Here is a 14,775-nt window from a genome sequence, read left to right as displayed (position 1 = left end):
GACGGGAGTGCGCACCAGTGACCGACGGCCCCTTGATCGTCCAGTCGGACAAGACCCTCCTGCTGGAGGTCGACCACCCGCTGTCGGACGAGGCCCGCACCTCCATCGCGCCCTTCGCCGAGCTGGAGCGGGCACCCGAGCACGTCCACACCTACCGGGTCACCCCGCTGGCGCTGTGGAACGCCCGCGCCGCCGGCCACGACGCCGAGCAGGTCGTGGACGCCCTGGTCCGCTTCTCCCGCTACCCGGTGCCGCAGCCGCTGCTGGTGGACGTGGTCGACACCATGGGCCGCTTCGGCCGCCTCCAGCTGGCCAACCACCCGGCGCACGGGCTGACGCTCGCCTCGGTGGACCGCGCGGTGCTGGAGGAGGTGATGCGCCACAAGAAGGTCAAGCCCATGCTGGGCGCGCGCATCGACGACGACACCGTGGTGGTGCACCCGAGCGAGCGCGGCCGGCTCAAGCAGCTGCTGCTCAAGATCGGCTGGCCGGCCGAGGACCTGGCCGGGTACGTCGACGGCGAGGCGCACCCCATCGCGCTGGAGGAGGACGGCTGGCAGCTGCGCGACTACCAGCGCCGGGCCGCGCAGGCGTTCCGGGCGGGCGGCTCGGGCGTGGTCGTGCTGCCGTGCGGCGCGGGCAAGACCCTGGTCGGCGCGGCGGCCATGGCCGAGGCGGGGGCGACGACGCTCATCCTGGTCACCAACACGGTGGCCGGGCGCCAGTGGAAGCGCGAGCTGATCGCGCGCACCTCCCTGACCGAGGAGGAGATCGGCGAGTACTCGGGCGAGCGCAAGGAGATCCGCCCGGTCACCATCGCCACCTACCAGGTGATCACCCGCAGGTCGAAGGGCGAGTACAAGCACCTGGAGCTGTTCGACTCGCGCGACTGGGGCCTGATCGTCTACGACGAGGTCCACCTGCTGCCCGCCCCGGTGTTCCGGATGACGGCCGACCTCCAGTCCCGCCGCCGCCTCGGCCTCACCGCCACGCTGGTGCGCGAGGACGGCCAGGAGGGCGACGTGTTCTCGCTCATCGGGCCCAAGCGCTACGACGTGCCGTGGCGCGACATCGAGGCCCAGGGCTGGATCGCGCCCGCCGAGTGCACCGAGGTCCGGGTGACCCTGACCGACAACGAGCGCATGGAGTACGCCACGGCCGAGCCGGAGGAGCGCTACAAGCTCTGCGCCACGGCCCGCACCAAGCTGCCCGTGGTCAGGTCGATCCTGGACCGGCACCCCGGCGAGCCGACCCTGGTGATCGGCGCGTACCTGGACCAGCTGGAGTCCCTGGGCGAGGCCCTGGACGCGCCGGTGATCCAGGGTTCGACGAAGACCAAGGAGCGCGAGGCCCTGTTCGACGCCTTCCGGCGCGGCGAGCTGGGCACGCTGGTGGTGTCGAAGGTGGCGAACTTCTCCATCGACCTGCCCGAGGCGTCGGTGGCCGTGCAGGTGTCGGGCACGTTCGGGTCGCGGCAGGAGGAGGCCCAGCGCCTGGGCCGGCTGCTGCGCCCCAAGGGCGACGGCAGGCAGGCCCACTTCTACTCGGTCGTGTCCCGCGACACCCTGGACACGGACTACGCCGCCCACCGCCAGCGCTTCCTGGCCGAGCAGGGCTACGCCTACCGGATCGTGGACGCCGACGACCTGCTGGGCCCGAAGCTCCCCGAGGTCGGCTAGCCGACCCGGTCGCGGGGCCGGGGGGACGAGCCGGGACACTTCCCCCTCCCCGGCTGGTCGACGAGGACGGTGAGGGACCTGTGATCGACGTGGAGCACCGGTGGCGCGGATCGGCCCACCGCCCGGTCGCCGACGGTCGCGCGCGGGCCCGGGGGTCCGGCCCGGCCCGCCCGACGGCCCGCTGAGCGCGCCGGTGACGTCGTCGACGCCGGTGCCCGGCTGGTGGATGTGGCGTCCGGGGGCGGACCGCGCGCCGACCGCGCGGGTCGTCCGGGGGCGGGTCCGGCGGGCGCGGGCGCGGGCCCTGCTGGTCCCCGCCGCGCTGTCGGCCGTGGCGTTGGCGGTGCTCGGCCCGTCGCCGTGGTGGTCGGTGGGCCTGGCGTGCGCGCCGGTGCTCGTCGTGGGACTGGCCGCGGCCCTCCCCGTGCGCGTCGACGACCGGCGGCTGGCGTGGGCGGCCCCGGCGACCGACGTCGTGCACGTCCTCCAGTTCACCGACCCGGAGCAGCGGCGGCGCGCGACCCGGATGTGCGGGCACTTCGACACCGTGCGCGACCTGGACGCCAGGTGGGTGGCGCGCGTCGAGCACCAGCTGTGGCGGGCCTTGGTGGCCCTGCGCGACTCGCAGGCCGCCCGGGAGTCCCTGCGCCGGGTCGCGAACCGCCCCGGGCTGGCCGGCGAGCTGGCCGAGGAGACCCGGGAGCTGGGCGGGCTGGACCGGCGCGTGGACCGGTTCGCCGACGCCCTGCGCGTCCTCTCCGAGGAGCTCGACCCGGACCTGTCGGACAGCGCGCTGCGCCGCGTGGCGTCCCTCGACCCGCTCTAGGATCTTCCGGGTGCTGGTCTACTCGATCCCGATGCGCAACCGGTTCCGGGGCATCGCGGTGCGCCACGGCGTGCTGCTGGAGGGCTCCGCCGGGTGGGGCGAGTTCTGCGCCTTCGAGGACTACTCCGACGCCGAGTCCGCGCCGTGGCTGGCGTGCGCGCTGGAGTCGGCCGAACGGGGCTGGCCCGCGCCGGTCCGCACCCGGATACCGGTGAACTGCACGGTCCCGGTCGTCCCCCCCGACCGCGCGCACGCGATCGTGGCCGGCTCCGGCTGCTCGACCGCCAAGGTCAAGGTCGCCGACCCGGGCACGCCGCTGCGCGACGACCTGGAGCGGGTCGCGGCGGTGCGCGACGCCCTGGGCCCGTCCGGCGCGATCAGGGTCGACGCCAACGCGGCGTGGGACGTGGACACCGCCGTGGCCGCCGTCCGCGAGCTGGACCGCGCGGCGGGCGGCCTGGAGTACGTGGAGCAGCCGTGCCCGTCGGTCGAGGAGCTGGCGGCCGTGCGCAGGCGGGTGGACGTGCGGGTGGCCGCCGACGAGTCGATCCGGCGGGCCGAGGACCCGCTGCGGGTGGCCGTGGCGGGCGCGGCGGACGTGGCGGTGATCAAGGTCGCGCCGCTGGGCGGGGTGCGGCGGGCGCTGGCGGTGGCCGAGGCGTGCGGCCTGCCGTGCGTGGTGTCGTCGGCGGTGGAGTCGTCGGTGGGCCTGGCGGCCGGGCTGGCGCTGGCCGGGGCGCTGCCCGAGCTGGACTTCGCGTGCGGCCTGGGCACCCTGTCCCTGCTGGACGGGGACGTGTCGACCGACCCGCTGCGCCCGGTGGACGGCTGGCTGCCGGTGCCGGCGAAGGCCCCGGAGCCCGACCGGTTCGCCGGGTTCGCCGCGGACGAGGGGACGACCGCCCGCTGGCTCGACCGGCTCGACCGGGTCCGGGGGTTGCTCGACCGTGGAACTCGGGGGTCCTGAGCGTTCGACACGGTGGTCCTGGGTGTTCGACTCGCGGGGCCCGGGGCGGTCAGGACGGGTGGGTGATGTCCGCGCCCAGGCTCCGCACCACCCCGTCGGTCCGGGCCAGGGCCTCGGTGCGGCGCGCGGTGGCGGGCACGCGGGTCAGGTCGACCACGCGGATCGGCGGGCCGAACTCGACCAGGGTCGGCACGTAGGACGCCTCCCGGACGGCCCAGCCGTCGGGGCCCTTGACGAACCGGAACCGGGTGACGATGCCCTCCTCGGTGGTGCCGCGCGGCTCGGAGTGGCGCGCCACCTCGTTGCCCATGCCGTAGACGACCCACTTGCCGCCGATCCGCTCGATCGGCTGCACGGCGTGCACGTGGGTGCCGATGATCAGGTCCACGGCCGGGTCGGCCAGCACCGCCCGCGCCATCTCGCGCTGCTGCGGGGTGGCCTCGTGCTGGTACTCGGTGCCCCAGTGCAGGCTGGCCACCACGACCTCGGCGCCCGCCGAGCGGGCCGCCCGCGCCGCCTCCAGCACGCCCTCGGTGGTCAGCTGGTTGGCCATCCACGGCTGGGGCAGCGGGATGCCGTTGAAGCCGTAGGTGAACGCGATGTGCCCGACCTTGACGCCGCCGACGTCCAGCAGCAGCGGCGTCGCGGCCTCCTCCGGCGAGCGGAACGACCCGGTGTGCCGCAGCCCCGCCGCGTCCATCACGTCCAGCGTGGTCCTGATCGCGGGCGCGCCCCGGTCGAGGGTGTGGTTGGACGCGGTGGAGCAGCTGTCGTAGCCGATGTCCTTCAGCGCCGCCGCGACCTCGGGCGGCGCGCTGAACGCCGGGTAGCCGTAGGTGGGCGCGCCGGGCGCGGACAGCGGCGTCTCCAGGTGGCAGAACGACACGTCGGCGTCGACGGCCCGCCGCAGGCCGTCCAGCAGGGGCACGAAGTCGCGCGCGCCGTCCCGGTCGGCCTGCTCGGTCAGCGCCGGGTGGATCAGGATGTCCCCGCCCGCCGCCAGGGTGAACGACGGCGGCTCGGGCGCGGCCGAGGACGTCGTGGTCGGGGTCGGCCGGGGGGTGGTGAGCACCACGGGGGACCCGGTGCAGGCCACGGCGGTGCAGGCGACCAGCCCGAGGGCCAGCCGCCTGCCGCGCGCGTTCAGCGGTGCCGCCCGCGCAGGCCGCGGACCAGCAGCACCAGCGCCACCGCGCCGACCACGACCGGCAGCACCCGCTTGAGCACGGGCACGCCGGCGGTGTCGATCAGGTCGAGGGGCTCGTCCGGCACCGCCCGCAGGTGGGGCCGGCTCTCCTGGGTAGTCACCTCCTCAGCTTCCGCCGGCGCGAGCCGCGTCGCCAGGTGTTCGGCGAACTCGGCCACCACCTTGCCGCTGACCTCCCCGATCAGGTTGCGCCCGAGCTGGGCGGGACGGCCGGTGACGGCCAGATCGGTGACCACGGTGACCTCGGTGACCCCGGTGCCCGCCTCGCCGGGGGTCAGCGCGACCGACACGGTGGCGGAGGCGGTGCCGTTGCCCCTGGTGTCCTTGCCGGTGGCCTTGAGCACGGCGGCGTGCACGCGCTCGTCGACCGAGGTGAACTCGCCGGCGCCCCTGTAGAGCAGGGTGACGGGCCCGAGCCTGACCTTGACCGTGCCGGTGAACCGCCGCCCGTCCACGCCGGTGAGGGTGGCCCCGGGCAGGCACGGCGCGACCTTCCCGGGGTCGAGCAGCGCCGCCCACACCTCGGGCACGGGCGCGGGCACGGTGAACCGGTGCTCCAGCTTCACGCACCCACCGCCGCGGTCACCGCGCGCCGGGTCAGCACGCGGGCCAGGTGGGACCGGTACCCGGCGTCGGCGTCGCCGTCCACCGGCGGGTCCGCGCCCTCGGCGGCGCGCTCGGCCGCGGCGGCGATCGTCCCGGCCCCGGCGGACCGCCCGACCAGCTCCTCCTCCACGCCGCGGGCCCGCACCGGGGTCGGCCCCATGTTGGTCAGCGCCACCCGGGCCCGCCGGACCACCCCGTCGACGACCTCGACCGCGGCGGCGACGCCCACGATCGACCACGCCTGGGCGACCCGGTTGAACTTCTCGTAGCGCGCGCCCCAGCCGGTCGTCTTCGGCACGCGCACGTGCGTCAGCAGCTCGTCCGGTGCCAGGGCGGTGGTGAAGTGGCCGACGAAGAACTCCGCCGCGGGCACCTCGCGCGTGCCGCCGGGGCCCGTGCACACCAGGACCGCGTCCAGCGCCAGGACGGGCGCGGGCAGGTCGCCGGCCGGGTCGGCGTGGGCGAGCGAGCCGCCGAGCGTGCCCCGGTGCCGGACCTGCGGGTCGGCGACGGTGCCGGCGGCCAGGCGCAGCAGCCGGGCGTGCCCGTCGACGAGCGGGTCGCGCTGGAGCTCGTGGTGCGTGGTCAGGGCGCCGATCAGCAGCGAGTCGCCCTCGTCGCGCACGCCGCCCAGCCCGGCCACCCGGGACAGGTCGACCACCAGGGTGGGCGCGGCCAGCCGCATCCGCAGCACCGGGATGAGGCTCTGCCCGCCGGCCATGGCCTTGGCGTCCTCGCCGCCCTCGGCCAGCGCCCGCACGGCCTGCTCGACCGTGGTGGGCGCGACGTAGTCGAACGCCGCCGGGATCACCGCGCACCTCCGCTCGCGTCGAGGGAGCCGAGTCCGCCGCCCGCGCCGGGGGTGGCGGGCACGTCGGTCTCCCGGTGGTGGATGGCCCGCCACACCCGCATCGGCGTGCAGGGCATCTCCACGTCGGTCACGCCCAGGTGCCGCACCGCGTCCACGACCGCGTTGACCACGGCCGGGGTGGACGCGATGGTGCCCGCCTCGCCGACGCCCTTCACGCCCAGCGGGTTGGACGCCGCCGGGGTCTCGGTGCGGTCGGTGGTGAAGTGCGGCAGGTCCACCGCGGAGGGCAGCAGGTAGTCGGCGAGGGTGGCGGTGGTCAGGGTGCCGTGCTCGTCGTGCACGGCCTCCTCGAACAGGGCCTGGGCGATGCCCTGCGCCAGGCCGCCGTGCACCTGGCCCTCGACGATCAGCGGGTTGACCACCTTGCCGACGTCGTCCACGCACACGTACGAGCGGATCCGCACCGCGCCGGTCTCGGTGTCGACCTCGGCCGCGCACAGGTGGGTGCCGTGCGGGTAGGAGAAGTTGTCCGGGTCGAAGGTGGCCTCGGCGTCGAGGCCCGGCTCCACGCCCTCGGGCAGGTCGTGGGCGACGTGCGCGGCCACCACCACGTCGCCGAAGCCCACCGCGGCCGAGGCGCCGGAGGTGCCGCGCACGGTGAACGCGCCGTTCGCGAACTCGACGTCGTCCTCCGCGGCCTCCAGCAGGTGCGCGGCCACGGTCCGGGCCTTGGCCAGCACCCGGTCCGCGGCCAGCACGACCGCGGTGCCGCCGACGGCCAGCGACCGGGAGCCGTAGCTGTCCATGCCGCGGTGGGCCACGCGGGTGTCGCCGTGCAGCACCTCGACGTCCTCGAACGCCACGCCGAGCCGGTCGGCGACGATCTGGCTCCACGCCGTCACGTGGCCCTGGCCGTGCGGGGAGGTGCCGGTGATCAGCTCGACCTTGCCGGTGGGCAGCACCCGGATCGCCGCGTGCTCCCAGCCGCCCGCCGCGTACCGCAGCGCGCCGAGCACGCGGGACGGCGCGAGCCCGCACATCTCGGTGTAGGTGGAGACGCCGAGGCCCAGCTGCACCGGGTCGCCCGCCGCGCGCCGCCGCGCCTGCTCGGCGCGCAGCGCGTCGTAGTCGAACAGCTCCTTCGCGCGGGCGGTGGCGGCCTCGTAGTTCCCGGTGTCGTAGGTCAGTCCGGCGACCGTGGTGAACGGGAACTCGTCGTGCCGGATCCAGTTCTGCTCGCGCAGCTCCAGCGGGTCCCGGCCCAGCTCGGCGGCCAGCTCGTCCAGCAGCCGCTCGATGGCGAAGGTGGCCTCGGGGCGGCCCGCGCCGCGGTAGGCGTCGGTCGGCACCTTGTTGGTGAACACGTTGGTGCAGGTGAAGCGGTAGGCGGCGAACTTGTAGATGGCGTTGAACATGAACGCGCCCAGGATCGGCACGCCCGGCGTGACCAGGCGCAGGTAGGCGCCCATGTCGGCGAGCAGGTCCACCTTGAGACCGGTGACGGTGCCGTCGCGGCGGGCGGCCAGGGTCAGGCGCTGCACCTGGTCGCGGCCGTGGTGGGCGGAGAGCATCGACTCGGTGCGCGTCTCGGTCCACTTCACCGGCTTGCCCAGGCGGCGGGCGACCAGCAGGGTCAGCACCTCCTCCGGCGTGACCTGGAGCTTGCCGCCGAAACCGCCGCCGACGTCCGGCGCGATCACCCGGAGCCGCTGCTCGGGGATGCCGGTCACGGCGGCCAGCATCCAGCGCAGGATGTGCGGCACCTGGGTGGACGACCACACGGTGAACGAGTCCGGCGCCGGGTCCACCACCACCGAGCGGGGCTCCATGAACGCGGGGATCAGGCGCTGCTGGCGGAACGTGCGCCGGAGGACGACCTCGGCCTCCTCGATCACCCGGTCGACGTCCTCGCCGGTGCCGGCCGCGGCGGAGTCGAACACCCAGGTGGCGCAGGTGTTCGTGCCCAGGTCGGCGTGGACGACGTCGGCGCCCTCGGCGACCGCGGTCACCAGGTCGAGCACGACCGGCAGGTCCTCGTAGTCCACGTCGACCTCGGCCAGCGCGTCCTGGGCCTCGGCCGCGCCGCGGGCCACGACCAGCGCGACGGCCTCGCCCGCGAAGTTGACCTCGTCCACGGCCAGCGGGGGCGCGGGCGGGATGAGGATGTCCTCGGTGATCGGCCACGCGCACGGCAGGCTGCCCTGCTCGTCGGCCAGGTCGCGGCCGGTGAACACGGCCAGCACGCCGGGCATCCGGCTTGCGGCGGCGACGTCGACCGAGGTGATCCGGGCGTGCGCCACGGGGCTGCGCAGGACCGCGAGGTGCAGCATCCCGGGTAACTGGATGTTGTCGGTCCACCGGGTCGCGCCGGTGATCAGGCGGGCGTCCTCCTTGCGGCGGCGCGCCCGGCCGATCTCACCGGACCCGGCCCCGGCCCCGGGTTCGGCGGTGGCGGTCATGCCCCACCACCCGCGTCGGTCCGGGCGGTGTTGATCCGCTGGGTGTTCATCCGCTCGGTGTTCATCCGGGAGGCCGCGTCGCGCACCGCGCTCACGATGTTCTGGTAGCCGGTGCAGCGGCAGAGGTTGCCCTCCAGTCCGTGCCGCACGGCGTCCTCGTCGGGGTCGGGGTCCTCGGCCAGCAGGTCGACCGCCTGCATGATCATGCCGGGGGTGCAGAACCCGCACTGGAGCGCGTGGTTCTCGTGGAACGCCTGCTGGACCGGGTGCGGTCGCCCCTCGCGGGCCAGGCCCTCGACGGTGGTCACCTCGCGGCCGTCCGCCTGCACCGCGAGCACGGCGCACGACTTCACGCTCCGGCCGTCGAGGTGGACGGTGCAGGCCCCGCAGTTGCCGGTGTCGCAGCCGACGACCGTGCCGGTCTTGCCGAGTCGTTCCCGCAGGTGGTGGACCAGCAGCGTGCGGGGTTCGACCTCGTCGCTGTAGGCCACCCCGTCCACGGTGACGGTGATCCGCATGAACGCTCCCAACGCTGGTGGTGATGGGGGTCACACCGAGCCTGCTACCGGTGGCCGCGCCGGACAACCCCCCGGTCGTCAGCCGTGGATCGCGCCTTCGGTCCGGCTGAGCCGGTCGCCGCCGCCGCCCCAGCGCAGGGCGACGATCTCGGCGGCGATCGAGACGGCCGTCTCCTCGGGCGTGCGGGCCCCGAGGTCCAGGCCGATCGGCGAGGACAGCCGGGCGAGGTCGTCCTCGGCCACGCCGGCCTCGCGCAGGCGGCGCAGCCGGTCGTCGTGGGTGCGGCGGGAGCCCATGGCGCCGACGTAGCCGAGCTTGAGCCGCAGCGCGACCTCCAGCAGCGGCACGTCGAACTTCGGGTCGTGGGTGAGCACCGCGACCACCGTGCGCCCGTCGACCGCCCCGGCCTCGGCCTGCGCGGCGAGGTAGCGGTGCGGCCAGTCCACGACCACCTCGTCCGCCCCCGGGAACCGGGTTCGCGTGGCGAACACCGGCCGCGCGTCGCACACCGTGACGCGGTAGCCGAGGAACGCGCCGAGCCGCGCGACCGCGGCGGCGAAGTCGATCGCCCCGAACACCAGCATCCGGGGCGGCGGCTCGAAGGAGTTGACGAACACGGTCAGGCCCTCGCCGCGCCGCTGGCCGTCGGGCCCGTAGCGCAGGGTGCCGCTGCGGCCGCCGGCGAGCAGGCCGCGGGCGTCGTCGGCGATGGCGTCGCGGGCGCGGGCGGAGGGCACGTCGCCGCTCACCCGGTCCGGCCACACCACCAGGCGGCGACCGACCCACTCCGGGTGCTCGACGACCGAGACCACGGCCACGGGCTCCCGCGCCCGCACCGCGCCGACCACCTCGGCCAGCTCGGGGAAGGTGTCCGCGCCGACCGGCTCCACGTAGACGTCGAGGATGCCGCCGCAGGTCAGGCCGACCGAGAAGGCGTCGTCGTCGCTCACCCCGTAGCGCTGGAGCACCGGCCGGCCGTCGGCGACCACCTGGCGCGCCAGCTCGTAGACCGCGCCCTCCACGCAGCCGCCGGACACGCTGCCGACCACCTCGCCGTCGGCGCCCACGAGCATGGCCGCGCCGGGCGGGCGGGGCGCGGAGCTGAACGTGGCCACGACGGTGCCGACGCCGACGGTCTCCCCCCGTTCGACGCGACGGGCCAGTTCGGCGAGGACGTCACGCAAGTCGAACCTCCTCCAGCAGTTCCCGCAGGGTGTCGAGGCTGTGGCCGGCGAGCAGCCGGTCCAGGTGCGGGAGGGCGGCGGCGATGCCGGACTGCACCGGCCGGTACCCGTCGTGGCCCGCGTGCGGGTTGACCCACAGCACCCGGTGGGCCAGCCGGGACAGCCGGGCCACCTGCTCGGCCAGCAGCGCGGGGTCGCCGCGCTCCCACCCGTCGGAGCAGATCACCACGACGGCCCGCCGCGCGGCGCCGCGCTGCCCCCACCGGTCCAGGAACACCTTGAGCGTCTCGCCGAGCCGGGTGCCGCCCTCGGCGTCGGGCACGGCCCGCGCGGCGGCGGCCAGGGCCGTCCCGGGGTCGCGGTGGCGCAGCTGGCGGGTGACGCGGGTGAGCCGGGTGCCGAGCGTGCAGACCTCGACGGGCATCGCGCGGGCCACGACGTGGGCGAACCGCAGCAGCGCGTCCGCGTAGGGCTTCATGGAGCCGGAGACGTCGATGAGCAGCACGACCCGGCGCGGCCGTTCGGCGCGGCGGCGGCGCGCGAGCCGGACCGGTTCGCCGGTGGCGAGCATGGCGCGCAGGGTGCGGCGCGGGTCCGGGTCGCCCCGGCGGGCGGGTTCGGCGCGGCGGGTCCGCCGCCGCGGCGGGACGGGCCTCAGGGCGGCCAGCAGCTCGTCCAGGTGCCGCTTCTCGGCCGGGCCGAGCGTGGCGATGTCCCGGTGCCGCAGCACCTCCGCGTCGCTCGCGGCGACCTTCAGGGTGGGCGGGCGCCCGGACCGGCCGGTGCCGGTGGTGAGGGCGGCGAGCCGGCCGGCGCGCCGGGCGCGGGCGGAGGGCGGGCGCGGCGGCCCGCCGCCGAACCAGGCGGTGAACGCGGCGTCGTAGCGGGGCAGGTCGTCGGGTTCGGAGCACAGCGTGAGCCGGCCCGCCCAGTAGACGTGCGCGGCGGTCAGGTCGAGGTGGCCGAGGGCCTCGACGAAGGCCCGCGTCCGGTCGGGCCCGCACGGCACGCCGGCGTGCCGCAGCGCGCGGGCGAACCCCACGAGCCCGGTCGGCACGCCGGTGTCGGTCATCCCCCGATTGTGCGCGGGATCACCCGGCGAGCACACCGGCCGAAAGGGCGCGCCGGGTGTCCTCGCGGTACTTCAGGACCGCGCCGAGGGTGAGGGCGGCGCTCTCCGCGTCCAGCTCCGTGCGGCCCAGGGCGAGCAGCGCCGCCGCCCAGTCCAGGGACTCCGCCACCCCCGGCGGCTTGACCAGGTCGAGTTCCCGCAGCCGCCGCACGGCCTCGGCGACCTGCGTGGCCAGGCGCTCGTCGACCCCGGGCAGCCTGCGGCGCAGCACGGCCACCTCCCGCGCCAGGTCCGGGTGCTCCAGCCAGTGGTAGAGGCAGCGGCGCTTGAGCGCGTCGTGCACCTCGCGCGTGCGGTTCGAGGTCAGCACCACCAGCGGCGGGGTGGCGGCGGCGACGCGGCCCAGCTCGGGGATGGTCACCGCGTTCTCGTCCAGCACCTCCAGCAGGAACGCCTCGAACTCGTCGTCGGCCCGGTCCACCTCGTCGACCAGCAGCACGCACGGCGCCTCCTCCAGCGCCCGGAGCAGCGGGCGGGCGAGCAGGAAGCGCCGCGCGTAGAGGGACGCCTCGGCGGCTTCGGCGTCCACCGGGCCCGCCGCTTCGAGGGCGCGCAGGTGCAGCAGCTGGCGCGGGAAGTCCCAGTCGTAGAGGGCTTGGGCGGCGTCGATGCCCTCGTGGCACTGGAGGCGGATCAGCGGCAGGTCCAGGGCGCGGGCCAGGGCGACGGCCAGCGAGGTCTTGCCGGTGCCCGGTTCGCCCTCGCAGAACAGCGGGCGGTGCGTCCGCAGGGCGAGGAAGGCGGCGGTCGCCAGACCCGGGTCGGGCAGGTAGTCGACGCGGTCCAGGGCTTCGGCCAGCTCGTCGGGCGTCACGACACCGAGGGTAGGGGCGGGTGCGACCCCGTGTCCTCGGGGACGCGGCCCCGAGGCGGGACCAGGGTCGGTCCCCGATGTGCGGGCGGCCCCGGTCCCGCACCCTTGAGCCATGACGAACGACGTGATCGACCAGGCCACGGACAAGGTGAAGAAGCTCCGCCGCAGCCGGGGCGACCGGATGCTGGCGGGCGTCTGCGGCGGTGTCGCGAAGCTCCTCGGCGTGGACGCGGCGCTGCTGCGGATACTGCTGGTCGCCGCGACCCTGTTCGGGTTCGGCGCGGGCGCGGTGCTGTACCTGGCGTGCTGGTTCCTGGTGCCCGAGGAGGACTAGCCCCCGGCCCCCGGACCGGGGGGCGCCGGGGATCACCGGCGGGGGATCACCGGGGGAAGCCCGGCACGCCGGGGAGCGCCTGCCACGGTCGGGGGCCGTCGAGGGGTCGGTACTCGACGCCGAGCGCGTCGAGCCGCGGCAGGTGGTGCTCGGTCAGCCGGGCGAGGAACTCGGCCTCGTCGCGGTCCGGGGGGCTCCACACGACCTCGGCGAAGGCGCTCAACCGGGGGAACGCCGCGTAGTCCAGCCGCCGGGGCGAGTCCAGGTGCTCGGTCCACAGGTTCGCCTGCGCGCCGAGCACCCGGTCCGCCGCCGCCGGCTCGTACCGGTACACGTCGGCCAGGGTGGTGACGGTGCCGACCGGGATGGGCTCGTCGGGGTGGTCGGACTGCCGGTAGTCCAGGTAGAGGTGCTCCTCCGGGCACATCACCACGTCGTGGCCGCGCTCCAGGGCCCGCAGGCCGGGCTCCTCGCCGCGCCACGAGGCGACGACCGTCGAGGCCGGCAGCGGACCGGCGTCCAGCACCTCGTCCCAGCCGAAGGGCCGCCTGCCGCGCGCGACCAGGTGCTGGGCGATGCGCCGCACGAACCGCCCGTCGCCGCCCTCGGCCTCGTCGCCGCCCAGGCCGACGACCTCGCCCGGGAACACCTCCAGCAGCTCGTCGAACACGTGCCGGTAGAAGTCGACGGCGGTTTCGTCGGCCCGCAGCACGTTCGGGTTGATCCCCCAGTCCGTCCACACCGGACCGCCGGACTCGCCCAGCTCCGGGTGGGCGGCGATGGCGGCCTGGCTGTGGCCGGGCACGTCGATCTCCGGCACCACGGTGACGTGCCGCGCCGCCGCGTAGGCCACGACCTCGCGCAGGTCGTCCTGCGTGTAGTGGCCGCCGTGGGGCCGCCCGGTCGTGCCGCCCGACCGGCGGTCGCCGAACCGCGAGTCGGCGCGCCAGCCGCCGACCTCGTGCAGGCGCGGGTAGCGCCGGCACTCGAACCGCCAGCCCTGGTCGTCGGTCAGGTGCAGGTGCAGCACGTTCAGCCGGTGCACCGCGAGCAGGTCGACGTAGCGGAGCAGGTCGTGCTTGGGCAGGAAGTGCCGCGCCACGTCGAGCATCGCGCCGCGCCACGCGAACCGCGGGTGGTCGACCACCTCGCACACCGGCAGCCGCACCGGTCCCGGCGGCACCGCCCGGAACGCGGCCGGGCCGCTGAGCTGCCGCAACGCCTGCCGGGCGTAGAACTCGCCGGCCGCGTCGGACGCCTGGACCCGCACGCCGTCCGCGCGCGTCACGGACAGCCGGTAGCCCTCTGCCGGCCCGGCGACGCGCTCGACCCGGAAGTCGCCGCGGAAGTCGACCTCCGTCCCGTCGGCGGTCCAGGAGACGGGGCGCGGCAGCAGCGGCGTCACGACTTCACCGCCCCGGCCAGGCCCGCGACGAGCCGCCGCTGCACCAGGATGAAGAACAGCAGCACCGGGATCGTCATCAGCGTCGATCCGGCCATGATGGCACCCCAGTCGTTCTGGTCGGGTTTCACGAACACCTGGAGCGCCAGCGGCAGCGTCTGGTTCTCCGCGGCGGAGATGATGAAGGTCTTGGCGAACAGGAAGTCGTTCCACGCGTGGATGAACGACAGCACGCTGGTCGCCACCAGACCGGGCGCCACCAGCGGGAACAGCACCTGCCACAGGAACCGGAAGCGGGACGCGCCGTCCAGGGTCGCGGCCTCCTCCAGCTCGACGGGCACGGCCGCGACGAACCCGCGCAGCATCCAGATCGCGAACGGCAGGCTGAACGCCAGGTGCACCAGCACCAGCGAGCCGAGGTGGTTGAGCCCGAACACGGGCGCCACGTCGCGCACCGACCGCATCACGAAGAACAGCGGGATGGTCAGCGCCTCCACCGGCACCATCTGCACCACCAGCAGCATCACCAGCATGGTGGTGCGGCCGCGGAACCGGAACCGGGTCAGCGCGGTGGCCGCCAGGAACGAGATGAGCAGGCTCAGCAGCACCACCGCGACGGCGACCACGAGGCTGTTGAGGAAGTAGCGGCCGAAGCTCTGCACGGTCAGCGCCCGCGCGAAGCTGTCGAGCGTGGGCGCGAGCGTCCACGGCCGCGGGTCGGCCGAGATGACCTCCGCCTCGGGTTTGAGCGCGGTCAGCACCATCCAGTACAGCGGGAACGCGACCACCGCGGCCACCACGACCGTGACGGTCTCGGCGATCCCCCTGGACACAC

The 14,775-nt window shown here is 75.4% G+C and carries 14 protein-coding genes; 4 read left to right on the top strand and 10 right to left on the bottom strand.

The features are described from left to right. Nucleotides 1-17 precede the first annotated feature (17 nt). From Q5530_RS24820 to Q5530_RS24810, 3 genes are all read left to right on the top strand, one after another. Nucleotides 18-1,679, top strand: coding sequence for a DNA repair helicase XPB (locus Q5530_RS24820; protein ID WP_380638160.1), 1,662 nt, complete (start codon nucleotides 18-20; stop codon nucleotides 1,677-1,679). A 100-nt stretch (nucleotides 1,680-1,779) separates the two neighbouring features. Further along, complete coding sequence (locus tag Q5530_RS24815; RefSeq protein WP_415365160.1) at nucleotides 1,780-2,505, top strand: hypothetical protein; 726 nt, start codon at nucleotides 1,780-1,782, stop codon at nucleotides 2,503-2,505. A 10-nt stretch (nucleotides 2,506-2,515) separates the two neighbouring features. After that, on the top strand, nucleotides 2,516-3,472 hold the full coding sequence (locus tag Q5530_RS24810) for an o-succinylbenzoate synthase (protein ID WP_415365159.1): 957 nt from the start codon (nucleotides 2,516-2,518) through the stop codon (nucleotides 3,470-3,472). A 49-nt stretch (nucleotides 3,473-3,521) separates the two neighbouring features. Here Q5530_RS24810 and Q5530_RS24805 read toward each other — a convergent pair whose 3' ends face one another. The 8 genes from Q5530_RS24805 to Q5530_RS24770 form a co-directional block, all read right to left on the bottom strand. Further along, complete coding sequence (locus Q5530_RS24805) at nucleotides 3,522-4,568, bottom strand: CapA family protein (RefSeq protein ID WP_415365158.1); 1,047 nt, start codon at nucleotides 4,566-4,568, stop codon at nucleotides 3,522-3,524. Between the two features lie 47 nt (nucleotides 4,569-4,615). Next, the gene (locus tag Q5530_RS24800) at nucleotides 4,616-5,245 is read right to left on the bottom strand and encodes an SRPBCC family protein (RefSeq protein ID WP_415365157.1); all 630 of its coding nucleotides are present in this window, start codon (nucleotides 5,243-5,245) and stop codon (nucleotides 4,616-4,618) included. Next, nucleotides 5,242-6,096, bottom strand: coding sequence for an FAD binding domain-containing protein (locus Q5530_RS24795; RefSeq protein ID WP_415365156.1), 855 nt, complete (start codon nucleotides 6,094-6,096; stop codon nucleotides 5,242-5,244). Before Q5530_RS24795 ends, Q5530_RS24800 begins: the two co-directional genes overlap by 4 nt. After that, nucleotides 6,093-8,555, bottom strand: coding sequence for a xanthine dehydrogenase family protein molybdopterin-binding subunit (locus Q5530_RS24790; protein ID WP_415365155.1), 2,463 nt, complete (start codon nucleotides 8,553-8,555; stop codon nucleotides 6,093-6,095). Before Q5530_RS24790 ends, Q5530_RS24795 begins: the two co-directional genes overlap by 4 nt. After that, the gene (locus tag Q5530_RS24785) at nucleotides 8,552-9,073 is read right to left on the bottom strand and encodes a (2Fe-2S)-binding protein (RefSeq protein ID WP_415365154.1); all 522 of its coding nucleotides are present in this window, start codon (nucleotides 9,071-9,073) and stop codon (nucleotides 8,552-8,554) included. The genes Q5530_RS24790 and Q5530_RS24785 overlap by 4 nt, the downstream gene beginning before the upstream one ends. A gap of 78 nt (nucleotides 9,074-9,151) precedes the next feature. After that, nucleotides 9,152-10,258: an XdhC family protein gene (locus tag Q5530_RS24780; protein ID WP_380638170.1), complete on the bottom strand. Its 1,107-nt coding sequence runs from the start codon at nucleotides 10,256-10,258 to the stop codon at nucleotides 9,152-9,154. Further along, complete coding sequence (locus Q5530_RS24775) at nucleotides 10,251-11,330, bottom strand: vWA domain-containing protein (RefSeq protein WP_415365153.1); 1,080 nt, start codon at nucleotides 11,328-11,330, stop codon at nucleotides 10,251-10,253. The genes Q5530_RS24780 and Q5530_RS24775 overlap by 8 nt, the downstream gene beginning before the upstream one ends. A 19-nt stretch (nucleotides 11,331-11,349) precedes the next feature. Continuing rightward, nucleotides 11,350-12,204, bottom strand: coding sequence for an AAA family ATPase (locus Q5530_RS24770; protein ID WP_415365152.1), 855 nt, complete (start codon nucleotides 12,202-12,204; stop codon nucleotides 11,350-11,352). A gap of 112 nt (nucleotides 12,205-12,316) precedes the next feature. On the opposite strand from Q5530_RS24770, the gene Q5530_RS24765 reads away from it, so the two are divergent. Beyond that, nucleotides 12,317-12,538, top strand: a complete 222-nt coding sequence (locus tag Q5530_RS24765; protein ID WP_415365151.1) for a PspC domain-containing protein — start codon at nucleotides 12,317-12,319, stop codon at nucleotides 12,536-12,538. A 46-nt stretch (nucleotides 12,539-12,584) separates the two neighbouring features. On the opposite strand, the gene Q5530_RS24760 is transcribed toward Q5530_RS24765, so the two are convergent. Next, nucleotides 12,585-13,943, bottom strand: a complete 1,359-nt coding sequence (locus Q5530_RS24760; protein ID WP_415365150.1) for a beta-N-acetylhexosaminidase — start codon at nucleotides 13,941-13,943, stop codon at nucleotides 12,585-12,587. Then, nucleotides 13,940-14,773, bottom strand: coding sequence for a carbohydrate ABC transporter permease (locus Q5530_RS24755; protein ID WP_415365149.1), 834 nt, complete (start codon nucleotides 14,771-14,773; stop codon nucleotides 13,940-13,942). Before Q5530_RS24755 ends, Q5530_RS24760 begins: the two co-directional genes overlap by 4 nt. Nucleotides 14,774-14,775 lie beyond the last annotated feature (2 nt).

The organism is Saccharothrix sp. BKS2, from assembly GCF_047689505.1.
In the GTDB taxonomy this organism is placed as follows: Bacteria; Actinomycetota; Actinomycetes; order Mycobacteriales; family Pseudonocardiaceae; genus Actinosynnema; species Actinosynnema lopnurensis.
The sequence above is the reverse complement of the archived record's forward strand: the minus strand, read 5'-3'. Positions and strand labels throughout refer to the sequence as shown.